Source organism: Desulfobacula sp., from assembly GCF_014237455.1.
Lineage (GTDB): Bacteria > Desulfobacterota > Desulfobacteria > Desulfobacterales > Desulfobacteraceae > Desulfobacula.
Map to the genome: position 1 here is coordinate 1 of NZ_JABZFL010000096.1, position 24,735 is coordinate 24,735.

Genomic DNA, 24,735 nt, shown 5'->3' on the forward strand with positions numbered 1-24,735 from the left:
AGCTCTCTGGATGAACTTGGCGGATGCATTGATCCGGTTCCCCTGGACGGTTCCACCAGTGCCGGGCTTACCGCCTCAAGTGAACTGACAGCCCATCTGGAAACCATTTCCCGCACCGGCTGCAAGGCCATCCTCCACGGCCATCCCAAATTCTCAGTGATTTTATCCATGGATTGCGACCCGGTTGAGAAAGCTGCCTGTGATTTTAAAGAACACTGCCATATCAAATGTCCGAAAAAAAGAGTTGTGGGATGCACCCCCATTGTGCCGGGCGAAGTCGGCACAGGCCCTTTCGGACTTTGCAATACGCTGCCTCGTGCGCTTGAACAGACAAACAGTGCCATTGTTTATGGCCACGGCCTGTTTACAACCGGAAAGAATAATTTTTCTGAAGCTTTTCGTACCATGCTGGAAGTCGAAGATCTCTGCTGCAACACCTATTTTGAAAAAATAGACAACCTGAGAAAAGCCTAATACATAGCTTCAATCAAATCTTTAAACGCCTCGTTGACAAATTTTCGCTTAATTTTCATGGTGGGAGTCACTTCACCATCTTCTTCGTAAAGCCGCTTGGGCAGAAGGGTGAATTTTCTGATATTTTCAACCCTAGCAAGGGTTTCATTGACTTTTTTGACTTCGCGGTCAATGAGGGCAATCACCTGCTCGTCACAGGTTAAATCTTTATAGGTTGAAAACTGAATTTTGTTATCCTGGGCAAATTTCACCACATTGTCTTCATCAATCATGATCAGACAGGATAAGAATTTTCGCCTGTCTCCAATCACCACGGAATCATTAATATAGACACTTGCCTTGAGTTTATTTTCAATATACTGGGGGGTGATATTTTTACCGCCTGCAGTAATAATAATATCTTTTTTCCGATCCGTTATTGTCAAAAAACCCTCTTCATCAAGACTGCCCACATCTCCTGAATACAACCATCCGTCAATAACGGTCTTGGCAGTTGATGCTTGATTTTTAAAATACCCTTTAAACACACCAGGCGACTTTACAAGAATCTCGCCATCTTCAGCAATTTTTATCTCTACGCCGTTAAGGGCTTTGCCCACGGTTCCAAATTTTACCTCATTCTCCCGGCAAAGAGCTGCAACACCCGTTCCTTCAGTCTGCCCATAGCCTTCAACCAGGTTCACTCCGATGGACTGGAAAAAATGCAATACATCTTTTGATATGGGGGCTCCACCAGAAATAGCTACCCGCATTTTTTCAAACCCAAGACGTTCTTTAAGTTTTCTGAAAACAGCAAACCATGCTAAAAAACAAAGGCCTTTTAGAACAACCCCAAGGGGTTTGAAATTCATTAAGCGGTCAGCCCTTTTTTTTCCAATTTTTAGTGCAACCTTGAAGACATTTCTTTTGAACCACGTTGCATCCGCCATTTTAATCATGATATTGGAATAATATTTTTCCCAGATCCTTGGAACGGAATACCCGATGTCAGGTGATATTTCCATCGTATTCTGCATAACCGTATCCGGTTTTTCGACAAAATTTACAATAAATATAAATTTTATATGAATAAATACGGTGAATAGCCTTCCAAAAATATGGCACAGGGGGAGAAAGGAAAGGATATTATCGCTTTGGTAGAGGCTGAAAGTGCCATCAACAATGCTACTGGCCTCCCACATCACATTTTTATGGGTGAGCATGGCACCTTTGGGCGGCCCTGTAGTGCCCGAGGTATAAATGATCACTGCAAGGTCATCCGGCTTGACTTTGGCCTGGTAATCTTTAAACAGCGTCGGATTCTCTTCATCTGTTTTACTGCCTTTTTCAATCAATTGATCAAAGGTCATCACCATGGGATCAGTGAAGGATAAAAGCCCCTTTGTGTCCCAGACAATAACCTTTTTCAACAGTGGTGTCTTCTGTCTGAACATCAACCATTTGTCCAGTTGTTCTTCATTTTCCACAAATAAAAACCTGGCATCGCAATGATTGACCACATACTCTACCTGCTGCCAGGCATTGGTGGCATAGACCCCGACAGACACCCCGCCCACGCATTGAATTCCTAAATCAGCCACCACCCATTCGATGCTGTTATCGCCGATAATACAGGCACTGTCCCCTTTTTCAAATCCCATGGATACCAGAGCACACCCAAGTTTTTTTGCCTTATCATGGTATTCATTCCAGGTGATATCATGCCAGAGACCCAGCTCTTTTGTTCGCAATGCAACCCTTGAACCGTTTTGACTAACCGTCTGATTAAACACCTGGGGAATCGTCTCAAATAGGGTATCGGTCTTTTTCATCGCCATGCTTTCTTTCTTTTCCATCGCTGGTAGCCTTTAGCAGATGTTTCGGATTTTATGCCAAGATAAAATTCTTTGACATCCTTGTCTTCTAAGAGATCTTTTGATTTGCCTTTCATTACAAACCGTCCGTTTTCAAGAATCAGGCCTGTGGAAGAAATGGAAAGGGCCATGTTGGCATTCTGCTCAACCAGAAGGATGGTGGTCCCTTTCGAGTTTATCTCCTGGATAATGGAAAAAATTTCTTTTACCAGGATAGGAGAAAGCCCCAAGGATGGCTCATCAAGGATCAACAGTGTGGGTCTAAGCATCAAAGCCCTGCCAATGGCAAGCATTTGCTGTTCTCCACCGGAGAGTGTTCCTGCCCACTGGTTGGTTCTATTTTTTAAAACGGGAAAATATTGAAAGACCTGTTCAATATCCTGTTTTATCCCTGACGGATCTTTCCGGGTATAGGCCCCCATCAATAAATGTTCATGGACGGTCAGTTCCTCGAAAACCTCGCGGCCCTCCGGCACATAGGCAATGCCTTTGCGGACAATTTCATCCGTATCCTTATGGTGTATGGGAACTCCTTCAAATTCAATGATGCCCTTGTCCGGCTGGTCTTCTATCTGGCCCATGATCGTTTTTAAAATGGTTGATTTTCCTACACCGTTATTGCCCAGGATTGCGGTAATGCTTCCCTCTTTTACAGCAAAAGAAGCCCCTCTGATGGCATAAACCAGATCATAATAGGTTTCAATATTTTTGACTTCAAGCAGATCCGGCATTTTTAATTTTCCTCCCCAATGTATGCTTTGAGGACTTCTTTATTCTGCTGGACCTGTTCAGGGGTTCCAAGAGTGACCTGCTTTCCGAAATTAATGGCCATAACCCTGTCGGATATATCCATGACCATTTTCATATCATGCTCAATGAGCAGGATGGATATCCCCAGATCATCCTGAATATCCTTGATCCAGAAAATCATATCCTGTTTTTCTTCCGAATTCATGCCGGCACAGGGCTCATCCAGCAGAAGCAAGTCGGGCTCCAAAGCAAGAGCCCTTCCAAGTTCAATCAATTTCTGCGTTCCATAGGGTAAAGCGCCTACAAACTTGTCGCGTATGTTCTGAAGCTCCAGAAAATCAATAATTTTTTCCACTTTTTCTCTGTGTTGAATCTCTTCTCTGGCGGCAAAAGAAGATTTTCCCCACATGAACATGCCTTTAAAAAGACCTGTTTCCATGTGGATATGTCGACCCAGCATGATATTTTCCATGGTGTTCATATGGGAAAAAAGTTCAATATTCTGAAAGGTTCTGGCAATACCCATCCTGGCAATGGTATCGGGTTTTTTATTTTCAATGAGATTGCCTTTAAACCGGATATTTCCCTGATCAGGCTTATAAAGCCCTGATATGCAGTTAAAAAGGGTGGTCTTTCCCGCACCATTGGGACCGATCACAGAAAAGATCTCACCCTTGTTCATGTTAAAGCTGATATCCTGCAAAGCCTTTATCCCGCCAAAGGAAATGGACAGGTGGTCAACCAGGAAAAAAGAAAAACCCATACTACTTAATATCCATCCAGTCCGTCAGCTTCTTTGCTTTTCCACCGGCAAGGCACTGAACCAGAAAGGTCTGGGATGCCCCCTGCCGTGAATACATGTCATTCTTGTTATACGGCTTATAATTGACTTCAGGACCGATGCCTTTGAATCCGTTTATCTGTTCCATCGCAGTAATAAAACTTTCCCTTGTCAGATCACGCCCCGCCTTTTTCAATCCTTCAATCATAGGCTCGGTGAAAATAATACCCGCATAATAAAAAACGCCCCATCTTTCTTCCTTGGCAGCATATTTATCAAACACTTCTTTTTTATATTTATTAAGCAAAGGATGATCTGATTCAGGAAGTTCACCAAGAGTAGCGGTAATCACCCCTTCCCAAATGCCTTTTGTGATATGCATCATCAAAGGAAAATCAGAGGTGGTACTGGTACTCATGAATTGCGGGGCAAACTGCATGGCCTTGCTGATACCGACGATCCTTGCAGAATGGCCCACTGTTGTCCACATGAGAACCATGTCTGCTTTAGATTTTCTTAGTTGCATCACATGGGGTTTAAGGTCGGAATCTTTGGTCTCCATGGACACCTGTGCAACCGCTTTCATTCCGTGAGCCTTTAATTCTGCAAGCGCCCCTCGAAGCCCGTTCTTCCCGTATTCATCATTGAGGTACGCTATGGCAATTCGTTTTTTCCCCATCTTTTCAATGGCATATCTTACCAATGCCTTTGCCTCACCCACATAAAGCGGATACACGGCAAATAGATTTTTCTGGGGAGGATTTACCCAGTGCATGGAGCCTGCGGCAGGCCCTACCCATGGAACATTCCTTTTGGCCAGATAATCTCGAACTGCTAAACCGGGAGATGTCCCTACTCCGCAGGCCCAGGCAAATATCCCTGTGCCTTCCTGGAGTTCTTTCACCCCGGCCTTTGTTTTGGCTGGATTATACCCGTCATCAAACATATGATAGACAATTTTCCTGCCGTGGATACCGCCATTGTCATTGATCCATTTAAAATAGTCACCCGTACCCCTGGCCACATTACCCCAAGCTGCTGCAGGGCCGGTCTGAGGGCCCCACTGCCCAAGATGGATCTCTGTATCTGTCACACCCTCTTCAGCGCAAAGGTTTGGGGCAAAGCTCAACAAAAATGCCAGAGAAACAAATAAAACAAGCCTTAATCTTTTTTTCATCATTTCCTCCTTTTTAAACGATCATTGGTTCTATATTACGATCACGTATTCCCTGATTGAAGCCCGAGTTAAACCGGGATTAAACCTTTTTCACATAATGCCTGGCAAAAAGACCGCTGGGTTTGATACACAACACCAGCACAATAATGGCAAAGGCAACCACAGTTTTAAACTCAATGGAAACATATCCACCAAACAGATTCTCAATAATACCCAGCATATAGGCGGCTATCACGACCCCGGGCAAAGAAGTCATGCCCCCCATGACGGCTGCGGCAAATCCCTTAAGCATGGGATCCCACATCATAAAGGGGTGCATGATGGTCGGAGAAATCAAAAGCCCGGCCACGGCTCCCACAAGAGAGGATATCCCCCAGGTCATCATCAAAATCCGGTTGGTTCTGATCCCGACAATCTGTGCGGCGACACTGTTTTGCTGGGTGGCTTTCATGGCAAGCCCCAGTTTTGAATATTTAAAAAACAAATAGAGCACACTCATTAATAATAAGGCTGCTACCAGTGTCAAAACCTCAAGTTTGCTGATAAAGATATCCCCGATGATAAAGCTGTCATAGGGCCCTATTGGAAACGGCATGGTCTTTTGTTCCGCCCCGAATTTCCATGACACAAACCCTAAGAGAACCATTTCAATGCCAATGGTGATAACGATCATCCCCAGAACATTGGGTTCCTTTGCCCGCCGAAGGATGGCAAATTCTAAAAAGACTCCCAGAAGGACTGCAAACACAAATGTTAAAAAAAACGCCGGATATACAGATATATTAAAAGAGGTTAAAAGCATCATGGCGAAAAAAGAAGATATCAGGGCCATTTCACCCTGGGCAAAATTCGGGACTTCAGATGTTTTATAAATAATGACCATGGCAAGTCCCATTAAGGCATAGGAGCTTCCCACTGCAATACCGTTGACAATCATCTGAATCAAATCAATCATTCACACCTTCCCATTAAAACGGCCAGGTTCGCCAGTATTTTTTCGTTCGAATCCATATGCCATAGAGTCCAAGTGGTTCAAACAGTACAATCGCAATCATAATGGAACCAAACACAATATATTGAATGTTGGAGACACCGGTGATGGAAAACCAGTGTCTGGAAAGCTGTTCCAGCCATTCCCCGACATAGGGAATATCAAGAATATTGCGCAATTTTAAGTCCAGCCAGCAAAGAAGTGTGGCCCCGACAATGGGCCCCATCATGGAACCAAGGCCTCCCACCACCACCATGGCCAGAAACATGATGGACATCATCAGGGTAAAAATTTCCGGCTCAATAAATTTTAAAACAAAGGCAAATAACCCCCCTGCAATGCCGGCATAAAATGCACTCACTGCAAATGCCAGGGTTTTGTAATAAAGAATATTCACCCCCATGGTCTGGGCAGCGATATCAGCATCCCTGATGGCAATAAATGCCCGGCCTGCCCTGGTCTTGATCAGGTTCCGCATGAAAAACAGCAGCAGGATTGTCAGGGTGATCAACAGATAATAAAACTCCTTATCCGTATCCAGAACCCAGGGGCCAATAGTGATGTCAGGTGCATGGAGACCTTCCCTGCCGCCAAAAAATTCAATCCGCCCGATAATCTGAGTAATGGTCAATCCGAATCCCAGCGTGGCGATGGCAAGATAGGGCCCCTCAAGCCGAAGCGCCGGCAGACCCAGCAGGAACCCGAAACAGGCTGCAATAAAAGCGGCGCATGGCAGGGCCAGAAGAAATGGGAATCCTGCCTTTATCATCAGAATAATCGTTCCATACGCGCCAATGGCAAAAAAACCGGCATGACCAAGGGAAATCTGTCCTGTATATCCGACCAGAAGATTTAAGCCCGCTGCCACAATGATATTAATGGCAATATAATTGGCTACATAAACATAATAATTGCCTGCAAACAGGGGGAAAAGATAGAGCGCTCCGATCAAGGCAGAAAACCAGAAGATGACAACAGGAGATGTAAAAAGCTGTACATCCTCATAGTAATCTCTTTTCATATCCATATGCAACAATCCTTTTGTGTTCAATGGTCGGATGAAACGATCTATACTCCAACTTATTGACTAAGCATAGTGGGTGTCAAGCAAAAAAGGAAAGACTGCTGCCTGCGGCTTGAACATTTTCATTTAATATAGTATCTTTACAGCAAGCCAATGTAGCTCAGGTGGCAGAGCAGCTCACTCGTAATGAGCAGGTCTACGGTTCGAATCCGTACATTGGCTCCAGACTTTTTCTGAATTTTTATTCTTTTGTTTCTATTGAATTAAACCTATTACTAGAAAAGGATTTTATAGATGACTGTCCTCGGTCTTTTTGAATCTTGAATAGCCTGGACTATAGCCAGAGATTTGATCGTGGCCGCTGAGCGAATTAAATTGAAGGCTCACTCGCCGCCCCCGAAATCAATCTCTCAGAACCGTATCAGTAGTCCGGGCTAAAAAAATTTTACCGGTAGATGCTTTTGAACAATGTATCTTTAACTTTCTGACTGGAAATTAATAATTTTGGAAGTCTACGGGGTTTCTTTAAATATTTGCCCGTCACTGATTATACCATTAGTGCTCAGAAGAAAAGCTGCTTAAAGCATATAAAGATTTTACAATCTCCGTTTAAGGGGTCACCTTTGCTAATGGCTCAAATTTCTCTTTGATCAAATCTTGCTTAATGATATTCCTTTGCTTACCTTGCCCTTCACATTCACAAGCAAGGCCAATCATGTTTGCCCAAAGTTTGTTCCCGCTCTCATCTTTAACTCTAACAAAAATATTGCCTTCGTATTCCTCATACTCGACATATTCAACACGGTCCTGACTTTTTCCACTTTTAACGATATGAACTTTCGAATCTTTTATTAATTGATTTGCTTTTGCTATATCTCCTTTTTCGATGTAAGCATTTTGTTTTTGAAGATCCTTGAGATCCATAGCTACAGCACTCCCATTTAAAAGTATCATATTGGGCTCAAAGCTGAACCAACCACCCCAGGCACTCCCGCCAAAGACAATAAGAACCATAAAAACAAAACCTATCTTTTGGGTAATTCCATTCATTCTACACGTCCTCCTTCCAAAATTTAAGACAAAAAAAGGCCTTCGCCCGGTAATATTGGGAAAACACCTTTGTTTTCTTCTAATTCTGCTAATACGCCATTGTATTCAGCGGAAATTTTAAACTAAATTTTATTTTTTAAACTGTCAAGTATTTTTTTATAAAAAAAATATCCCTGCTCAATAATTTATGCGCCGGTTTAAACGGCTCAAGTATTATTATCCCTGTCCAGAGTTTTCAGAATCCGAAATTTTAAAAAATACAGAAACAATCTTTTATTAAAATGAAAAAGACATTTTTCGCAATTGTTTCACCCTTGCAATAAGCGCCTGCGCTCTTTTATATTTTATGGTATCATTGTCTTCCATTACATCTATTAAATGCCAAGCAATCATGCAATGTGCTCCCCATTGCATGTATGCGGGTAGCAATTCTTTCTCAATTTGGTTCAGCTTGTAATATTTTTGATATTCATTAAGAAAAGTATGCAAAAGTTCTTCTGACAATTTATTATCAACATAGCAAAATCCTTGGATTGCAGTCCCAAGTTCATGCAATAAATTTTCAATACAAATTACTTCAAAATCTAAAATAGCAAGCAATTTATTGCCCTTAAACATTGTGTTGTCAGGGAATAAATCGCCATGTACTAAACCCCTGGGAAGTTTTACCGACAATGGTTCTTCCAGATAGTTGGTTTGCTCTATGAAATAATCAAAGATATCGGGTTGTGCATAAACGGCGGAAGGAATTTTTTGAATAACAGTCTTACAGAAATCAATATCTACCCAGTTTTTTTGAGTGAAAGATGTCGGCACTTCTAATAAATTTAGAGAGGCCGCAACTTTGGCTATCTGTTGTGTTGTTTCTATATTCACCTCTGGGTGATGTCCGTTTATAAATTCATATATCACAATATTATCGTTGCCAAGTGCATTAATAAATTTATTTTCCCTGTCTGGAATAGGATAAGCCGAGGGTATGTCTTTAGTCTTTAAATATTCCAAAATTTTTATTTCGGGAATAATATCCTCGATTTTTTTGTTTAGATGAATTTTCAGCAGATAATCTCTCTTGTTAGTACTAACTTTATAATTTATATTAGCATATCCACCAACCGTACGAATTATATTTGTGATTTTTCCACTATTATATCTATCCATCAATAGCTGAATTTCATGCATTGCTTTTGTTTTATCGTTAAAAAATTCCATTAGTATTTCTATATAGAGGTCTATGGAAAAGCAATAAATAGTTTTGTTATTTTTAGGTCAACCTCCATCCATCATGAATTTGGATACGATGGATTTCATCTTTCTCGAATTAAAACATTTCCATTCTAACACGGGCTGGACAATCCATGGCCACTTAACCCGAATTTTTCAAATGCTTTTAAATCTGGTACAATATTAAATGAAAGCCGCATGACCAATATATTGAGGTCGCTTATGGACAAAATGGCCGTTATTTCAGATATTCACAGCAACCTTGAGGCATTAACAGCTGTATTGAATGACATATCCGGACAATCAATACAAAAAATTGTTTCACTGGGTGATAATATCGGGTATGGCCCCGATCCTGAAGACGTTCTTTTGAAGCTGAAATCCTATTTAGTTACATCAATACGCGGCAATCACGAATTCGCCATTCTCAACGACAACTATAAAAGATTGTTTAATGTAAATGCCATCACAGCCCTTGATATCAACCGTAAAAAATTATCAGGCAGCTCAATACAATACATTTCTTCATTGGATTCAAGCCTGGGATTGTATGGGGCCTTATTTATCCACGGCATCTCTTCAAATTTAATTGATGGCTATATTTTTAACCTATCTGATGCCCAGCTGATCAAACGCGCTAAAAAGATTCATAAACGCATTGCCTTTGTCGGGCATACGCACCTGCTGAAAATCTATGAATTTGATAATAAGGGCCTTAAAAAAAAAGAATTCACCCAAAGGACATCTTTGTTAAATGACAAAAAATACATCATCAATGCCGGCAGTGTGGGGCAGCCAAGGCACGGTGCCCATGAAGCCACCTACGTCATCTGGGATATTCAAAAAAATACGGTTGAACCAAGATTTGTAACATACAACTATCATCATACTGCCATGAAAATCAAACAGGCCGGATTGCCCCGGATTTATGCGGATATACTTTAACCCAAATATTTCATAAAATTTTCTTTGAGATATCAATAAGGAAAAAAGATCAAAAGACCGATTTCATGGGCATAGATTTGCATGATCTCTTAACGGAAAGGACATAAAAGACGAATCAAAATCTTCTCATCTTATCTATAAATGGTCCCCTATGCCCCTACCTTTCAGGTCTTAAAATCTGCCAATTTAATATTAAATTCATCTGCAACCTGAGTTAACCCCGCTTTTTTTGCGGCCTTCAAAGTTTTACCTATTGCGGGTGAATCACCATAAGTAACATTTGCTCCGGCATTTATTAATATTTCAATAACGGCTTTGAAAACAGCCGGATTTGTTGTCACACACTTTTCCGGGGCGTCACCCACGAGGATATTGGGCTTTAATAAAATGTTTTCACCTTTTTGAACAAACAGGGAAAGACCGCCTATAAGTGAAACTCCTCTCTCAATAGATCTTTTCACACTATCGTATTCATATGATTCACATCTTACAAGAGCAACTTTTGACATAGAACACCTTTTGTTTTCTTCTGCATCTTTTATTATACAACTTTTGGAACGGCACATGAAAATAATTATTGATATCAAGTTATGCATAGATAGGAAAACATTTTTTCAATTAAAGTGGAGAATGAATTTTATCTCACTCTGCAGGGAGGTAAAAATTCATTAATTCCCTTGACTTGAAAAAAAATATATGGTTTACCTGTTTCTCAAAGGATAAACATATGAATTTTTGCTTAACAGACAGATTTTATTTTTATTTCAGGTATTTTTTTTATACCGGTCTGCCTGTTTTGCGCTAAAGTTTATTTTTAACAAAAAAGCCGCAGGCAGCAAAAGCCTGCGGCTTTTTTGTTTTCAGTTGCCGGCTTTTGAATAAACCCTGCAAAGGAAAAGGCCATGAAACAGACCTATGATGTAAATGTAAAAGAGTTCAAACCCCTTATTTCACCGGCATCCATTAAAGAAGAGCTTCCGGTAGCAGATGATGTTGCAAAAACCGTTCTTAACGGACGCCGTGAAGTTGAAAATATTTTACAGAAAAAAGATGACCGGGTCCTTGTGATTGCAGGACCCTGCTCAATCCATGACACGGATGCCGCCCTTGAATATGCCCAAAAAATGAAACGATTAAGGGATGTGGTTAAAGAAAAAATTAATCTGATTATGAGGGTTTATTTTGAAAAACCCAGAACAACGGTTGGATGGAAAGGGTTGATCAATGATCCCTTTCTTGATGCTTCTTATGATATGAATGAAGGATTGAGAAAAGCCAGATCCCTGTTGATAGACATCAATCGAATGGGGCTTCCCACTGCCACAGAAATTCTTGATCCCATCACACCCCAGTATATTGCCGGCCTTTTAACCTGGGTGGCCATTGGTGCCAGGACAACGGAATCCCAGACCCATCGTGAAATGGCAAGCGGTCTTTCCATGCCGGTTGGATTTAAAAACTGCACGGATGGAAGTCTTACTGCGGCCATCAATGCCATGACAGCGGCAGGCGCACCCCAGCATTTTCTCGGAATCGACCCGCAGGGATATTCTTCAGTGGTCAGCACAAAGGGAAATCCTTTCGGCCATATTGTTCTTCGAGGTGGTCCCCACCCGAATTACGATCCGGTTTCCGTGGAAAAAGTCCAGAAAAGACTTAAAACAAAAAACCTTCTGGATGCCGTGATGATAGACTGCTCCCATGATAACTCGGGACAAAAACACAAAGGGCAGTCCTTTGTATTTAAAAGTGTGCTGGATCAGCGGCTTGACGGTAACACCAGTATTATTGGATTAATGCTTGAAAGCAACTTGTTTGAAGGCAACCAGAAATGCAATGGGGATTGCAAAACGCTTAAATACGGAGTCTCCATTACCGATGAATGCATCTCCTGGGAAACCACTGAGAGTCTGATCCGTTGCTCCTATGACAGAATATAAAAATGACAGATGATACCGATGACAACATCTTCGTTTGAAAAAAGAGTAAAAAGAAGAATTACTGGCAGGGACCATGGTTTTTTTGCTGTCTGTTCACCCGGATTAAAAAAAGTCTGCCTGAATGAAATGCTTGCACTGGGATTCCCTGAAGATAGTCTAAAGGCCATTCAGGGGGGGATTGAATTTAAAGACAAACCCAATACATGCATGGCGTTCAATCTTAATTTAAGAAGTCCTTCAAGAATTTTGATGCGGATCAGCCAGTTTAAGGCAGACTCTTTTGACAAACTTGAAAAAAAAATGAACGCCATTGACTGGATACTCTATCTGCCGCAAAATTGTTCGCTCAAGTTTAGTGTCACAACAAAAAAATCAAGGCTATACCATTCCGATGCCATTGCACAGCGGTGTGAAAAAATTATTTTAAATCAATTAAGTTCGGGCGGTGCATTTATTTCACCGGGTAAAAACAAATCAAATCAGACGATTTATATCAGGGCTGAGCAAAATAATTTTACGATCTCACAGGACACCACAGGAGCGCTTTTATTTAAACGAGGCGTCAAAAAGAAGGTAAGCCAGGCACCGTTACGAGAAAATCTGGCCTTTGCCATGCTTTTCTGGGCCAATTTTTCAAAAAAAGACATATTGATTGATCCCATGTGCGGGTCAGGCACTTTTTCTCTTGAAGCCGCTATGATGAAAACCAATCTGCCGCCAGGATTTTTCAGATCCTTTGCATTTGAAAACTGGCCGGGGTTCAGCCAAAAGACATATGCTTATCTGAAAAAACAGACCCGGGAAAAAATTCTTGTCTTTTCAAAAAAAGAAATTTTTGCATCTGATATCGATGATATGGCCTTAACTGCCCTGGAACAAAATATTTCAAACCATGACTTCACCCGTATCATAGATGCCGCAAAAAAAGATTTTTTTTCCATCAATCCATCTGAAATATCCCCAGGAAAAAAAGGGGTAGTGATGTTAAATCCGCCTTATGGGAAAAGGCTCGGGGGAAATAGCGATCCCCGGTCCTTTTACCGTGAGATCGGAAAAAAACTGACGACTGATTTTAAAGGGTGGCGTGCGGGGATCATTCTTCCGTCAAGAGAGTACAAATCGTATCTTGGACTGAAGCTTGAGCTAAAGCCCATTTTTCATGGCGGTCTTGATATTTTTGCCGGTATTGGAATAATCTCATGAAAAAAACCTGAAGATAAAGAGGTATCTATGCAAACCAGATTCAAATATATCATTGGTTTATCTATTCTATTCTTGTTTTTCACAACCCATTCCATGGCAAAGGATGATATTGACAATCGTATTTATGCATCGCTTTTAAAAAAGCATGTCACAAATAAACACGTTAACTATGACGGGTTTAAAAAAGATGAAAAACTACTGAATGCGTATCTGGCCATATTGAGTCACACCAATATAAAATCCCTTTCAAGGAACTCTCAATTTGCGTTTTATATCAACGTTTATAATGCATTCACCATAAAACTTGTATTGACAAAATATCCAGGGATTAATTCCATTAAAGAGGTTGGCAGTTTTTTTTCCAATCCCTGGAACAAAAAATTTATTTTGCTGCAAAAAAAAACCGTATCCCTTGATCACATCGAGCATAAAATCCTTCGGCCAAAGTTCAAAGACCCCCGGGTTCATTTTGCCATAAATTGTGCCTCTAAAAGCTGCCCACCGCTTCGGAATGAGCCCTATAAAGGTGAAACTCTGGAAAATCAGCTAAATAACCAGGCAAAAAAATTTATCAATGATAAAAAAAATACTTTTATCAAAGGAGACACCCTTTTTGTCAGCAAAATTTTCAAATGGTTTGAAGCGGATTTTTCCGATAACTCACTTCTGTTTATTAAAAAATATGCATCTAAAGAGTTGGAAGAAAAGCTTAATTCTTCCCGGGAAAAGATTAAAATCAGTTACCTGAATTATGACTGGACCCTAAACCGCTAGAGAAAGATTTATTCCACCAGCTTTCCAAATCGTTCCAAAATCTTAAGTGGAATTGGAGCGGGCTCTATTTTATTCAAAATTTCGAATAAAATAAGCCCTGATTCCTTGATCTCGGCTTCCATATTTTCTGCATAGGCAGCCATAATCCGGGCATCATATTCCGGGTGGAACTGGACCCCCCAGGCGGATGGACCGATCCTGAAGGCATGGTTGGGTTCAAATGAGTTTTTGGCTATGCAGATAGCATTATCCGGAAGTTTAGCAACCGTTTGAGAATGACAGACATGGGCTGTAAACGTTTTCGGCAATCCTTTGAAAAGCATATCTGATGTATCTTCTTGCACAATTTCAATCTCAGCGGTACCGATTTCAATTCCCCCGGCATGGTACTCCACCACTCCGCCCATGGCTTTAGCAAGCAGTTGATGACCATAGCAGATGCCCAGAATGGGTATATTGGAATGGATGACGTCCGGAACCCATTGTTCAATTGCCACACTCCATGAAAAATTGCCGGTCACCATGGCATGGGATCCGGCAATCACTACACCCTTACATATTTCAACGGCCGGCAACGCATCTCCGTTTGGGACATCCACCACCCGGACATTTTCTTTACCGACACTTAAACCTTGAAAAATCCAGTCTTCAAAATCTCCCAACTGCTCTGCAATAGCTGGAAAGGTGTCACCTGTTTTTATGATAACAATCTTTTTCATACACGGCTCAACCGGTTAACGAAATTCATTTCATCACCTCATGGAGGATGATATCTTCAATAGCTTCAATTTTTCCAAGATGCCGGGTCAACTTGAATTCAACCTGTTGATAGGTTAATTGAGCCTTTTTTATCAATTCAGGCATATCCACAAGAATATGGTGGCCACTGCCGATAAAAAACGGAAATATGACAATCTTTGTTGCCCCCTTTTGCACCAGCTCATCAATTCTCATTTCAAGAAGAGGATCGGCAAATTGCAAAAAAGCATACTCAACTACTTCAAATGATCTTTTTGCTTTTTCAAGCACTCTTGCTGCAAGTGATGCAACTTCCAGGTTGGATTCTTTTTTCCTGCTGCCATGGGCAGCAATAATCAATGCTTTCACACGTTTCTCCCTGATGGCCTTTTTAGCTTATCACTGGTTTGTACGTTTTTGACAATTAAAAATAACATTAATTTTTTGTTTTACAACCCATAATTATGTGTATCCTGACCTGGATACCATCTTGCTGTCTTTGCCAACCACCTTTATGGCAGCCTCCCCCTGGACCGGACAAATATGCTCACAGATACCGCATCCAATGCAAAGTTCCTCCACCACATAGGGCTGTTTCAATACAACAGGATTTCCAAAGACATCCCGAATTTTGATTTCATTAAATTTAATGGCTTTATCATGGGTCGGGCAATGTTCTTCGCACACGATACAAGATTTTTTCTCTGCATAGACCATACACTTATTTTTATCAAAATATGCCTTGCCGATGATAAAAGCATGCTTTTGCTTTACATTCAGTCGGCCCAAAGCACCTGTGGGACAAACCTGGGAACAGAGCGTGCAATTGAATTCACAATATCCCAGCCTCGGAACCAGCTTTGGTGTAAACATGCCTTCAAAGCCCTTCTCCAGAAACAAAGGCTGCAGTGCATTATTAATGCAGACTTTCATACATTCCCCACACCGCACACAGGATGCTAAAAAATCTGTTTCATTCAGGGCACCGGGCGGCCGGATCAAATCATCATCCGGCATTTTAGACATCGCATTGGTCCTGCAAAGAACCGGCAGGGCCAGTCCGGTAAGCCCGGCGACGATCAATTGCCGTCTATTGATGTTGACAAATGGTTTGTTTTTCGGGATGGAAAATTTAAACGTGGTGATATTGTCCGGACAAAACTCGAGGCAGTCCATGCAGAGGCTGCACTCTTCAAACATGAAGTAATGATTTTTGTCAAAGGCGTTCATCCGGCACTCTGATTCACACAGCTCACAATTTTTACAGACTTTGACAGGAATCCTTTTGAAAATGGACAGTCTTGAAATAAGCGCCAAAAGTCCGCCCAAAGGACACAGGTTCCGGCACCAGAACCGTTTACCAAAAACTTCCATTATAAAAATAAGGATCAGTAAAAAAAATGATAAAAATGACAGATAAAAAAAGCTCTGCTTAAAAGGAAGAACAAAGGTCTTAAGCACTTCATATACCGGCTCGCTTATATTTGAAAATGCGGCAGGCCCCCTGGTATAGACTGAATCAAAAAACAGGGAAACAAGATAATTCATTACGGGGTCGATACTGAACACCATTCCCCGCACAAGGAGTGAAAAAGGGTCTGCAAATCCCAGGAGCTGCACCCCGAAGGCAGAAGAGATCAATATAATAATCAGAATGACATATTTTAAATATGGCAGGCGAACGCTGGTTTTTGGGGATTTGATAAAATGATCGGATATATCAATCAATGTTCCCAATGGACAGATCCAGGAACAAAAACACCTGCCGAAAAGAAAAGTCAACCCGATAATGATAAAAGACGGCCAAAGCAGTGTGACAAATGTTTTTTGGGCTAAAGTTATAGTGGCCAGTACAAGAGGATCAAGCCTGAATAAAATATTGACGGCATAGGGGATGGTATCACTTCCGGTATAATCGGTCTGCCTGAATAAAAATAAAAATATCACCAGGCAGATAAGCTGGGATAATCGACGTACCTGTTTTAAATAAGGTTTTATCTTCATAAAAATCAGGCTTTTAGATAGCGGACATTGCATTTACCCAGGTCCATCTGTCCCAATCCTCTTTTATAGGCCTCAACCGTGGACTTAATCTGATGGGGTTCCAATCCGAAAAGAGTGGTGGCATACGCATCTGCTGCTACAGGATCCACAGACCCGATAATGGTATTAAGTATCTTTACATCCTTTAAATCCCCGCCCTGTGGACCGTTCCTTACAATCACCCGGGTGGCATCCACAATGGTGAGTTTTGGTTTGATGACCATGTTCAAATCTGCAAGTTTGGCGCCAAGCTTATAATGAATTTTACCCCGCCAGCCACCGATAACGCCCATGACATTTTTAAGCCCGATGCTCAATCGGGACAGGCTGTGGTGCTTGGCAACCGGCACATTGATATAGCAATCCGCTTCAAGGGCATCTTTATAAAAAGACCATTCCTTTAATGCCTTTCCTTTTTTGATGTTTACAGGTACAAATTTTCTATCATCAATATACTCAAGCCGGAGTCGTTTATCCCGGATCTCTTTCATTGCTGACTTTATGCCGCTATTGTTATAGCACCTGCGCTCTTCATTACATGTCCTGTCAAAAATAAATATCTTTGATGCCCCGGCACCAAGACAAAGCTTTGCAAGCTCGGCCACAATCAACGGATGGGTATTCGCCCCCTGCTCAACATTTCTGTCCCACCCGATGTTGGGTTTAATCACGACTTTGTCACCGTTTTTAACAAAGGCCTTTATCCCGCCCAGGGACTGAACAACCTGTCGTACCATACCGGAATAATCATCCCCTTTTGCCACTAGAATATCCGGTTTTATCAAAGGAGAACCAAACAATTTTGGGGTAAGATTAAACACGGGAGGAGTAATAATGATACCGGCAGACCACAATGACACCTGTTTTAAAAATTTGCGCCTGTCCATTTTCCCCCTTTTTATGATCGACTAAACCTTAAAAATATGAATTGCCTTTTTAAAATCTGATTTAATTGTGCCAAGCCCTATTCTTTCAATCATCCGGCCCATACGCTCGCGTTTTGAATGTTCCCTGCCTCATATTCATACCATTATCCGTATTATTCTTAAAAAATGGAAGGCTTATTAAATAAACATGGCTTTTGTGTTCATTTCTATTTAAACTCCCAAAAGCCAGACTCGGTTGGAATGATGATTTTGCAGGAGATGGATATGATTAAAATATTGATGGTTGGAATAGGAGGTTTTGCAGGATCTATCTGCCGATATATCATCAGCGATTTATCCCACAGACTGTTTAATGATCCCTTCTTCCCCTACGGGACCATAACGGTCAATGTAATCGGGTGTCTTTTCATCGGCATATTAGGCGGATTATCTGAAACAAGACAAATATTTACCCCTGAAATTCGCGCATTGATTCTTATTGGATTTCTGGGAGGATTTACAACTTTTTCAACGTTTGGATATGAAATATTCACGGCTTCCCGGGATGGACAGTTTGTTGGAGCGTTAACAAACTTCATGCTTCATCTTATCCTTGGGTTCGGTTCTGTCTGGCTTGGATTTTCCATGTCTAAACTATTATAAAGGAGGTTGAATTTATGGTTCTTCCGGAAAAAGGGCATTTGCTCAGGATCTTCATCGGTGAGAGTGACAAAAAAGACGGGGCTCCTCTGTACGAATGGATTGTAAAAAAAGCAAGGGAGCACGGATTGGCCGGGGCAACAGTTACTCGCGGCATCTTAGGTTTCGGAGCACATTCAATGATTCATACCACAAAAATTCTAAGGCTTTCAGAAGGCATGCCCATGGTCATAGAGATTGTCGATACCCTGAAAAAAATAGACGACTTTATGCCGATCATTGATTACGCCATTACAGAGGGACTGGCCACCGTAGAAGAAGTAAGTATCCGGTTCTACCGGACAAGTTAGCTATGAAGCCTTTCAAATGACTCACTTTACAGGACATAAATAATGAATGATTCAAACAGGCAAACACATCTTTTCCCAGCCCGGGTTTATTATGAAGACACAGACCACTCAGGGGTTGTCTACCATGCCAATTATTTAAAATTCTTTGAACGGGCAAGAGAAGATATCATTGGTATTGACGTGCTTGCTGACATGTGGTATGAGCAGGGAATCGGTTTTGCCGTTTATAAAATAACCTTAGGTTACCACGACGGAGCAGTTTTCGGGGATCTTCTCGATATTAAAACAACATGGGAAAAAGAAGGGGATTACAGGGTCATCTTTTTCCATGAAGCCTGGCGGCCGGATGCCACAAAACCGGCTGTTACCTGCACGTTGGAACTTGTCTGCCTGGGACCGAACAAGAAGCTGATGCCGATTCCAGATCTCGATTTTCTCATTTAAAATAAAAAAGAAATACTGTTAATCATATAAAAAATTATAGGAATTATAGGTTGACAACAAAAATTGAACGCTATATTTAAAATAAATTATATTTAGTGCAATGTAAAATCAGCATACTTTGCATGAATTAAATTGGCCATAAGATACCAAGGAGGTATAAATATAGGATTGATTAATTCTTAACAACATCAAGGAGGTGCCCGTGAAAGACAAAGAAATGTTGCTTGATGGCCAGCAAAAAAAAACAGGGGTTTCCAGAAGAACTTTTTTGAAAACTGTTACCGGAACAGCTGCTGGAATCGGTATTTCTCAAATGTTCAATCCCGCCCTTATTTCAGCACTGGAAAAAGCCCTTGAAACCCATCCGGTTCTCTGGATTCAGGGGCAAGGCTGCTCCGGTTGTTCAGTTTCCCTATTGAACAACGTTGATCCATCCATTGCCGATGTACTTCTCAAAGTTATCAGTCTTCAGTACCATCCCACTGTGATGGCCAGTGAAGGTGAAACCGCCCTGGAAAATCTCTACCATATTGCAGAAAAGTACAAAGGAAAATTCTCCCTGGCTATTGAAGGTGCCATTCCAATGGCCGCAAATGGGAAATACTGCAATTTCGGAGAACTGGACCACAAAGAAATCACCATGGTTGACATTGCAAAAGACCTGGGTGCAAAAGCAGGAAGCGTTCTGGCCGTGGGAACCTGTGCCGCGTATGGAGGAATTCCGGCTGCCGAAGGGAATCAAACCGGTGCGACAGGTGTAATGGATTTCTTTCACATTTATCACATTAAAACGCCGGTTGTTAATATTCCAGGTTGTCCTTCGCATCCTGACTGGATTGTCGGATCCATCGTTCATCTGCTCACAAAAGGTCTTCCTGAATTAGATGACGATGGACGTCCCGTGGTCTTCTTTGGAGAGAATATCCATGATAACTGCCCCCGTGTTAAAGAGTATGATGCAGGTGAAATGTCTGAAAAACTTTCCGATGCAAAAGGCTGCCGTATGGATCTTGGTTGTAAAGGTCCGGATACATATGCTGACTGTTACAAACGCAAATGGAACAGCGGCATGAACTGGTGTGTGGACAATGCTGTCTGCATTGGGTGTGTTGAACCCGGATTTCCGGATTTATCATCCCCTTTCTATGAACCCGCATAACACAAATATCCGAAACTTTTAAACCTTAAGGAGATTTTATTATGGCAGGCTGTAAACCACAAGCTGTTCCGGTCATTGCCGGGAAAAAAATTAAAGTTGCCATTGATCCTGTCACCAGGATTGAGGGTCATCTTAAAGTAGAAGTTGAAATAAAGAACGGTGTTGTCGTTGATGCCAGAGTATTTGGCGGCATGTTTCGCGGCTTTGAACAAATATTGATCGGCAGGGATCCAAGGGATGCAACCCAGATTACCCAGAGAATCTGCGGTGTATGCCCTACCGCACATGCAACCGCATCTGCACTGGCGCTTGATGATGCATTCAAAGTTAAACTGACCAAAAACGGCAGAATTGCAAGAAACCTGATTCTGGGTGCCAATTTCCTTCAATCCCATATTCTTCATTTCTATCATCTGGCAGCCCTTGACTATGTCAATGGTCCTGATGTTGCCCCGTTTATCCCAAGATACGCAAAAAATGATGTCCGCGTTCCAAAAGACATCAATGATGTTGCTGTCGGCCAGTATCTTGAAGCCCTTGAAATGAGAAAAATCTGTCACGAAATGGTGGCTCTTCTTGGCGGTAAAATGCCCCACGTTCAGGGTGTTGTTGTGGGTGGAACCACAGAAATCCCAACCAGAGAAGCGTTAAATGCCTATGCAGAACGTTTTAAAATAGTCAAAAAATTTGTCCTTGAAAAATATGTCCCCATAGTATATCTGCTTGCAGGTCCCTATGGAGATCTTCTGAAAACAGGCGGCGGCTATCAAAATTGTGTTGCATGGGGTGTATTCCCAATGGATGATGCAGGCAATACGCTTTTGAAAAGAGGAGTTTACACCGACGGAAAAGATTACCCGGTTGATCCGGCCCTTATCAAAGAATATGTAAAATATTCTTATTTTGAGGATTCCACAACCGGTCTTACCCCTTCCGAAGGGAGAACCCTTCCTAATCCGTACAAAGAAGGTGCATACAGCTTTATCAAAGCACCCAGATACAATGGCAATCCCCATGAGGCAGGCCCGCTTGCAAGAATGTGGGTCACCAATCCTGAATTGTCTAAAATCGGCCAGGAAAAACTGGGCGTTAAAAAAATGCGAGATATTGGTGATGCTGCATTCTCTATTCTTGGAAGACATGTTGCCAGAGCTGAAGAGACTGTCATGGTTGCAGATGCTGTTGAACAATGGCTTGCAGAAGCACAACCTGGAAAAGAAACCTTTGTTCCGGCGCCAATTCCTGATTCATCAGAAGGCCTTGGACTTACAGAAGCACCTCGTGGCGCTCTTCTTCACTACATTGACATTAAAGATAAAAAGATTGCCAATTACCAGATTACTTCGGCAACGATCTGGAATGCCAACCCAATGGATGATATGGGCCAGAGAGGACCAATGGAACAGGCGCTGATCGGTGTTCCTGTTCCTGATCCTGAAAACCCGGTGAATGTGGGGCGGCTGATCCGCTCCTTTGACCCCTGACTGGGTTGTGCCGTCCACGTGCTGGACGCCAACACCGGCAGAGAAATTAAAGTGGAAATTCCATTATAATTTAAATTGATTTTTACTGAATTATAAGAGGGGGTGAAAAATTTCATCCCCTCTTATGGTTGCATGAAAATCTTTTTTGTCTATCAGCTAAATTTTAGAAATTGCAATAAAATGGAAAATTTAACCAAATGAAAAAACTGTTGGTTTTGGGTGTGGGAAATATCCTCATGATGGATGAAGGTGCCGGGGTTCATGCTATTCATAAATTCTGGAAAGAAAAAGAAAATTACGATGAAACCCTGGTTGATTTTATCGATGGAGGAACCTTTACCCAGGATATATTTTATCTGTTTGAAGAATACGAACAAGTTCTGGTTTTGGATATTGTGAGAGCCGGACATGAGCCGGGCACCCTCTACAGCCTTGATGAAAATGATCTGGTGAAAAATGAGAAACAGGTATTGTCCCTTCATGATGTTGATCTTCTGGACTCCCTTGACATGGCCCGGATGAGAGGCCACAGGCCCAAACTAAAGGTGGTTGGCATTGAACCTGACAAAATTGACTGGGGAACCGAGATGACCCCTGTCCTTGTCAAGGCTTTACCGTCATTCATGAACGTCGCAAGAGAACATATAGAAAAACTTCTTAACTGAAATAACCGATTCAACTTGAATTTAACAAATTCTTGGAAACTGCTCTCCGGTCAGCATATCGATTATCCTCAACCCGCCAATCGTGGTTTTTAAAAAAACCTTACCAGGATCCTCACTTGTTACTTCACCAATGATCACTGCATCTTTTCCAAACTCATCCTGCTGAATAAGCTCAAGTGCTTTTCGGGCATATTTTTCAGGCACAAAGGCGATCAATTTGCCTTCATTGGCAATATATAAGGGATCAAATCCCAACAGCTCACAGATTCCCTGAACAGGTCCCCGGATGGGAAGAGACTGCTCATCTATTTTAATTCCCACATTGGATTGTGATGCAATCTCGTTTAAAGTTGTGCCAATGCCTCCCCTTGTGGGATCTCGAAGCACATGAATATCACAGTCGGACTGGATAACGGACTGCACCATCTTGTTTAACGGTGCTGAATCGGTTTTGATATCAGAATCAAATTTCAGGCCTTCCCTTGAACTTAAAATCGTAATCCCGTGATCTGCGATGGTACCGCTGATGATAATTTTATCTCCGGGTTTTGCATTGCTTCCTGACACGTTGACATCAGGGGGGATCACTCCGATACCGGAAGTATTAATAAAAATCTTGTCCGCTTTTCCCCTGGGAACAACCTTGGTGTCCCCGGTTACAATCTTGACCCCTGCCTTTTTCGCAGCAGTTGCCATGGTTTCAAGGATGAGCTTAAAGTCTTTTATTGGCAGTCCTTCTTCTATAATCAATCCGACACTGATATATTTAGGGACTGCACCGCACATGGAGATATCATTGACGGTTCCGTTTACCGCCAGATCACCGATATTTCCGCCGGGGAAAAAAATGGGATCCACCACATAAGAATCGGTTGAAAAAGCAAGCGTTGTGCCTTCAACATCCAGAGTTGCCCCGTCATCCTGTTTTGATAATTCAAAATTTTCAAACAAGGGCAGGATCATATTGGAAAACAGTGTGTGGGAGGCTTTGCCTCCGGAACCATGGTCTAATAATATTTTTTCTTCAATCATTTTTCTTCCTGTTCTTTGCCTAACTATATCGGTAAAATGCTGCGCAAGATCCTTCACTTGAAACCATACAGGGCCCTACAGGATTCAGGGGGGTACATTTTTTTTTATAAAGGGCGCATTCGTAAGGCCTTTTCAACCCCATGAGGATTTCCCCGCAGGCACAGCCTTTTGGCTCCGGCACATCCGGCATATCCATCCCAAATTTTATGGCGGCATCAAATTTTTGATACTCTTTTTTCAATTCCATGCCGCTTGAAGGAATTTCCCCTATCCCTCTCCAGGACGCATTACAGACCTCAAAAACCTGATTCATGATTTGCTTTGCCTTTACATTCCCTACATCGGAGACCGCCCTTGGGTATGCATTTTCAAGGGCGGGTTTCCCTGCCTCATTCTGCTCAATTAAAAGGAGAATGGCCTGTAAGATATCGATGGGCTCAAATCCTGAAATCACGGATGGTATATCATATTTTTCAAACGTATCCCTGTAGGCATCGGTTCCCGTAATCACAGAGACATGACCCGGAAGGATAAAGCCGTCTAGTTCTACCCCGTCTGTTTCCATCAAGGCGGCTAAGGCCGGCGGTGTGAGTTTGTTAGCCGAATAAACGGAAAAATTATCAACTTGCCCCTCGATTCCCATGAGAATACCGGCCGCAATCGTCGGGATGGTTGTTTCAAACCCCACACCACAGAATACCACTTCTTTATCTTTATTTTCCCTGGCAATATTAACGGCATCAAACACCGAATAAACAATTCTTACATCAGCCCCGGCAGCCTTCTCTTTTCCAAGGGTCGAACTTGAGCCCGGCACCTTGATGAGATCCCCAAAGGTGGTCACAATCACATTCTTAACCCTTGCAAACCCCACAAAGGCATCAATATCTTTCTGGGCAGTCACACACACAGGGCAGCCGGGACCGGAAAGAAGCGTAATACCCTGAGGCAGCACACTCCTGATGCCATGCCTGAAAATGGCCGTGGTATGGGTTCCGCAGACCTCCATCAGTCTTAGGTCTTTTTTGCTGACAGAATGAATTTTTTTCACAAGATCCCTTGCAAGAGAACCATCCCTGTACTCTTCAATATATTTTAAAACCATATT

General features: G+C 42.0%; 26 protein-coding genes and 1 tRNA gene. 12 read left to right on the top strand and 15 right to left on the bottom strand.

All coding sequences use genetic code 11. The annotated features are described in order from the left end of the window. Positions 1–474 (top strand): class II aldolase/adducin family protein (locus tag HGJ91_RS13670; RefSeq protein ID WP_291348369.1); only part of this gene is annotated, 474 nt, incomplete at its 5' end. On the opposite strand, the gene HGJ91_RS13675 is transcribed toward HGJ91_RS13670, so the two are convergent. The 6 genes from HGJ91_RS13675 to HGJ91_RS13700 form a co-directional block, all read right to left on the bottom strand. Beyond that, on the bottom strand, positions 471–2,309 hold the full coding sequence (locus HGJ91_RS13675; protein ID WP_291348370.1) for a long-chain fatty acid--CoA ligase: 1,839 nt from the start codon (positions 2,307–2,309) through the stop codon (positions 471–473). The genes HGJ91_RS13670 and HGJ91_RS13675 overlap by 4 nt on opposite strands. Further along, the gene (locus HGJ91_RS13680) at positions 2,282–3,058 is read right to left on the bottom strand and encodes an ABC transporter ATP-binding protein (RefSeq protein WP_291348371.1); all 777 of its coding nucleotides are present in this window, start codon (positions 3,056–3,058) and stop codon (positions 2,282–2,284) included. The genes HGJ91_RS13675 and HGJ91_RS13680 overlap by 28 nt, the downstream gene beginning before the upstream one ends. 2 nt (positions 3,059–3,060) lie before the next feature. After that, the gene (locus tag HGJ91_RS13685; RefSeq protein WP_291348372.1) at positions 3,061–3,840 is read right to left on the bottom strand and encodes an ABC transporter ATP-binding protein; all 780 of its coding nucleotides are present in this window, start codon (positions 3,838–3,840) and stop codon (positions 3,061–3,063) included. A 1-nt stretch (position 3,841) separates the two neighbouring features. Then, positions 3,842–5,035, bottom strand: a complete 1,194-nt coding sequence (locus HGJ91_RS13690) for an ABC transporter substrate-binding protein (protein WP_291348373.1) — start codon at positions 5,033–5,035, stop codon at positions 3,842–3,844. Positions 5,036–5,114: 79 nt separating this feature from the next. Then, complete coding sequence (locus HGJ91_RS13695; RefSeq protein WP_291348374.1) at positions 5,115–5,990, bottom strand: branched-chain amino acid ABC transporter permease; 876 nt, start codon at positions 5,988–5,990, stop codon at positions 5,115–5,117. 13 nt (positions 5,991–6,003) lie between these two features. Then, on the bottom strand, positions 6,004–7,053 hold the full coding sequence (locus tag HGJ91_RS13700; RefSeq protein WP_291348375.1) for a branched-chain amino acid ABC transporter permease: 1,050 nt from the start codon (positions 7,051–7,053) through the stop codon (positions 6,004–6,006). Between the two features lie 146 nt (positions 7,054–7,199). On the opposite strand from HGJ91_RS13700, the gene HGJ91_RS13705 reads away from it, so the two are divergent. Further along, positions 7,200–7,275 (top strand) — tRNA-Thr (locus tag HGJ91_RS13705). Positions 7,276–7,659: 384 nt separating this feature from the next. Here HGJ91_RS13705 and HGJ91_RS13710 read toward each other — a convergent pair. Together HGJ91_RS13710 and HGJ91_RS13715 are read right to left on the bottom strand one after the other, a co-directional pair. Then, a complete protein-coding gene (locus tag HGJ91_RS13710; protein WP_291348376.1) occupies positions 7,660–8,100 on the bottom strand; it encodes a hypothetical protein in 441 nt (146 codons plus the stop codon). 276 nt (positions 8,101–8,376) lie between these two features. After that, entirely contained in the window at positions 8,377–9,312 is a 936-nt protein-coding gene (locus tag HGJ91_RS13715; protein ID WP_291348377.1) for a homoserine kinase, read from the bottom strand. Positions 9,313–9,546: 234 nt separating this feature from the next. Here HGJ91_RS13715 and HGJ91_RS13720 point away from each other — a divergent pair, with 234 nt between their 5' ends. Next, positions 9,547–10,269, top strand: coding sequence for a metallophosphoesterase family protein (locus tag HGJ91_RS13720; RefSeq protein ID WP_291348378.1), 723 nt, complete (start codon positions 9,547–9,549; stop codon positions 10,267–10,269). Between the two features lie 164 nt (positions 10,270–10,433). On the opposite strand, the gene HGJ91_RS13725 is transcribed toward HGJ91_RS13720, so the two are convergent. Next, complete coding sequence (locus HGJ91_RS13725) at positions 10,434–10,778, bottom strand: DUF362 domain-containing protein (protein WP_291348379.1); 345 nt, start codon at positions 10,776–10,778, stop codon at positions 10,434–10,436. A gap of 393 nt (positions 10,779–11,171) precedes the next feature. On the opposite strand from HGJ91_RS13725, the gene HGJ91_RS13730 reads away from it, so the two are divergent. The 3 genes from HGJ91_RS13730 to HGJ91_RS13740 are packed head-to-tail and all read left to right on the top strand — an operon-like array spanning position 11,172 to position 14,186. Then, complete coding sequence (locus tag HGJ91_RS13730) at positions 11,172–12,209, top strand: 3-deoxy-7-phosphoheptulonate synthase (protein ID WP_291348380.1); 1,038 nt, start codon at positions 11,172–11,174, stop codon at positions 12,207–12,209. Positions 12,210–12,227: 18 nt separating this feature from the next. Further along, a complete protein-coding gene (locus HGJ91_RS13735; protein ID WP_291348381.1) occupies positions 12,228–13,412 on the top strand; it encodes an RNA methyltransferase in 1,185 nt (394 codons plus the stop codon). 27 nt (positions 13,413–13,439) lie between these two features. After that, positions 13,440–14,186 carry a DUF547 domain-containing protein gene (locus tag HGJ91_RS13740; protein ID WP_291348382.1) on the top strand — a complete coding sequence of 249 codons (747 nt, stop codon included), beginning with the start codon at positions 13,440–13,442 and terminating at the stop codon, positions 14,184–14,186. Between the two features lie 8 nt (positions 14,187–14,194). Here the strand turns inward: HGJ91_RS13740 and HGJ91_RS13745 are convergent, their stop codons facing one another. The 4 genes from HGJ91_RS13745 to HGJ91_RS13760 form a co-directional block, all read right to left on the bottom strand. After that, positions 14,195–14,905 carry a glutamine amidotransferase gene (locus HGJ91_RS13745; RefSeq protein WP_291348383.1) on the bottom strand — a complete coding sequence of 237 codons (711 nt, stop codon included), beginning with the start codon at positions 14,903–14,905 and terminating at the stop codon, positions 14,195–14,197. 25 nt (positions 14,906–14,930) lie between these two features. After that, entirely contained in the window at positions 14,931–15,293 is a 363-nt protein-coding gene (locus HGJ91_RS13750) for a CbiX/SirB N-terminal domain-containing protein (RefSeq protein WP_291348384.1), read from the bottom strand. Between the two features lie 93 nt (positions 15,294–15,386). Then, entirely contained in the window at positions 15,387–16,928 is a 1,542-nt protein-coding gene (locus HGJ91_RS13755; RefSeq protein WP_291348385.1) for a 4Fe-4S binding protein, read from the bottom strand. A gap of 5 nt (positions 16,929–16,933) precedes the next feature. Further along, positions 16,934–17,854: a DUF362 domain-containing protein gene (locus HGJ91_RS13760; protein WP_291348386.1), complete on the bottom strand. Its 921-nt coding sequence runs from the start codon at positions 17,852–17,854 to the stop codon at positions 16,934–16,936. Between the two features lie 264 nt (positions 17,855–18,118). Here HGJ91_RS13760 and crcB point away from each other — a divergent pair, with 264 nt between their 5' ends. The 6 genes from crcB (at position 18,119) to hysD (ending at position 22,595) form a co-directional block, all read left to right on the top strand. Further along, complete coding sequence (crcB, locus tag HGJ91_RS13765; RefSeq protein ID WP_291348388.1) at positions 18,119–18,496, top strand: fluoride efflux transporter CrcB; 378 nt, start codon at positions 18,119–18,121, stop codon at positions 18,494–18,496. A gap of 14 nt (positions 18,497–18,510) precedes the next feature. Beyond that, positions 18,511–18,843: a DUF190 domain-containing protein gene (locus HGJ91_RS13770; protein ID WP_291348389.1), complete on the top strand. Its 333-nt coding sequence runs from the start codon at positions 18,511–18,513 to the stop codon at positions 18,841–18,843. 42 nt (positions 18,844–18,885) lie between these two features. Further along, a complete protein-coding gene (locus tag HGJ91_RS13775) occupies positions 18,886–19,287 on the top strand; it encodes a YbgC/FadM family acyl-CoA thioesterase (RefSeq protein ID WP_291348390.1) in 402 nt (133 codons plus the stop codon). Positions 19,288–19,489: 202 nt separating this feature from the next. After that, entirely contained in the window at positions 19,490–20,446 is a 957-nt protein-coding gene (hysB, locus tag HGJ91_RS13780) for a NiFeSe hydrogenase small subunit (protein WP_291348391.1), read from the top strand. A 41-nt stretch (positions 20,447–20,487) separates the two neighbouring features. Further along, complete coding sequence (hysA, locus tag HGJ91_RS13785; protein ID WP_291348392.1) at positions 20,488–21,999, top strand: NiFeSe hydrogenase large subunit HysA; 1,512 nt, start codon at positions 20,488–20,490, stop codon at positions 21,997–21,999. 128 nt (positions 22,000–22,127) lie between these two features. Continuing rightward, positions 22,128–22,595: a NiFeSe hydrogenase maturation protease gene (hysD, locus tag HGJ91_RS13790; protein WP_291348393.1), complete on the top strand. Its 468-nt coding sequence runs from the start codon at positions 22,128–22,130 to the stop codon at positions 22,593–22,595. A gap of 21 nt (positions 22,596–22,616) precedes the next feature. On the opposite strand, the gene hypE is transcribed toward hysD, so the two are convergent. Continuing rightward, the gene (hypE, locus tag HGJ91_RS13795; RefSeq protein WP_291348394.1) at positions 22,617–23,627 is read right to left on the bottom strand and encodes a hydrogenase expression/formation protein HypE; all 1,011 of its coding nucleotides are present in this window, start codon (positions 23,625–23,627) and stop codon (positions 22,617–22,619) included. A 19-nt stretch (positions 23,628–23,646) separates the two neighbouring features. Then, positions 23,647–24,732, bottom strand: a complete 1,086-nt coding sequence (gene hypD, locus HGJ91_RS13800; RefSeq protein ID WP_291348395.1) for a hydrogenase formation protein HypD — start codon at positions 24,730–24,732, stop codon at positions 23,647–23,649. Positions 24,733–24,735 lie beyond the last annotated feature (3 nt).

What these genes read in the sequence shown, in the direction of transcription:
- HGJ91_RS13675 (WP_291348370.1), bottom strand. Translation starts at nt 2,309, where the DNA reads ATGGAAAAGAAAGAAAGCATGGCGATGAAAAAGACCGATACCCTATTT.
- HGJ91_RS13775 (WP_291348390.1), top strand. Translation starts at nt 18,886, where the DNA reads ATGAATGATTCAAACAGGCAAACACATCTTTTCCCAGCCCGGGTTTAT.
- hypE (WP_291348394.1), bottom strand. Translation starts at nt 23,627, where the DNA reads ATGATTGAAGAAAAAATATTATTAGACCATGGTTCCGGAGGCAAAGCC.
- HGJ91_RS13720 (WP_291348378.1), top strand. Translation starts at nt 9,547, where the DNA reads ATGGACAAAATGGCCGTTATTTCAGATATTCACAGCAACCTTGAGGCA.
- HGJ91_RS13740 (WP_291348382.1), top strand. Translation starts at nt 13,440, where the DNA reads ATGCAAACCAGATTCAAATATATCATTGGTTTATCTATTCTATTCTTG.
- HGJ91_RS13770 (WP_291348389.1), top strand. Translation starts at nt 18,511, where the DNA reads ATGGTTCTTCCGGAAAAAGGGCATTTGCTCAGGATCTTCATCGGTGAG.
- HGJ91_RS13745 (WP_291348383.1), bottom strand. Translation starts at nt 14,905, where the DNA reads ATGAAAAAGATTGTTATCATAAAAACAGGTGACACCTTTCCAGCTATT.
- HGJ91_RS13700 (WP_291348375.1), bottom strand. Translation starts at nt 7,053, where the DNA reads ATGGATATGAAAAGAGATTACTATGAGGATGTACAGCTTTTTACATCT.
- HGJ91_RS13695 (WP_291348374.1), bottom strand. Translation starts at nt 5,990, where the DNA reads ATGATTGATTTGATTCAGATGATTGTCAACGGTATTGCAGTGGGAAGC.
- HGJ91_RS13755 (WP_291348385.1), bottom strand. Translation starts at nt 16,928, where the DNA reads ATGAAGATAAAACCTTATTTAAAACAGGTACGTCGATTATCCCAGCTT.
- HGJ91_RS13730 (WP_291348380.1), top strand. Translation starts at nt 11,172, where the DNA reads ATGAAACAGACCTATGATGTAAATGTAAAAGAGTTCAAACCCCTTATT.
- crcB (WP_291348388.1), top strand. Translation starts at nt 18,119, where the DNA reads ATGATTAAAATATTGATGGTTGGAATAGGAGGTTTTGCAGGATCTATC.
- HGJ91_RS13710 (WP_291348376.1), bottom strand. Translation starts at nt 8,100, where the DNA reads ATGAATGGAATTACCCAAAAGATAGGTTTTGTTTTTATGGTTCTTATT.
- HGJ91_RS13685 (WP_291348372.1), bottom strand. Translation starts at nt 3,840, where the DNA reads ATGGGTTTTTCTTTTTTCCTGGTTGACCACCTGTCCATTTCCTTTGGC.
- hypD (WP_291348395.1), bottom strand. Translation starts at nt 24,732, where the DNA reads ATGGTTTTAAAATATATTGAAGAGTACAGGGATGGTTCTCTTGCAAGG.
- HGJ91_RS13690 (WP_291348373.1), bottom strand. Translation starts at nt 5,035, where the DNA reads ATGAAAAAAAGATTAAGGCTTGTTTTATTTGTTTCTCTGGCATTTTTG.
- HGJ91_RS13680 (WP_291348371.1), bottom strand. Translation starts at nt 3,058, where the DNA reads ATGCCGGATCTGCTTGAAGTCAAAAATATTGAAACCTATTATGATCTG.
- HGJ91_RS13725 (WP_291348379.1), bottom strand. Translation starts at nt 10,778, where the DNA reads ATGTCAAAAGTTGCTCTTGTAAGATGTGAATCATATGAATACGATAGT.
- HGJ91_RS13735 (WP_291348381.1), top strand. Translation starts at nt 12,228, where the DNA reads ATGACAACATCTTCGTTTGAAAAAAGAGTAAAAAGAAGAATTACTGGC.
- hysD (WP_291348393.1), top strand. Translation starts at nt 22,128, where the DNA reads ATGAAAAAACTGTTGGTTTTGGGTGTGGGAAATATCCTCATGATGGAT.
- HGJ91_RS13760 (WP_291348386.1), bottom strand. Translation starts at nt 17,854, where the DNA reads ATGGACAGGCGCAAATTTTTAAAACAGGTGTCATTGTGGTCTGCCGGT.
- HGJ91_RS13715 (WP_291348377.1), bottom strand. Translation starts at nt 9,312, where the DNA reads ATGGAATTTTTTAACGATAAAACAAAAGCAATGCATGAAATTCAGCTA.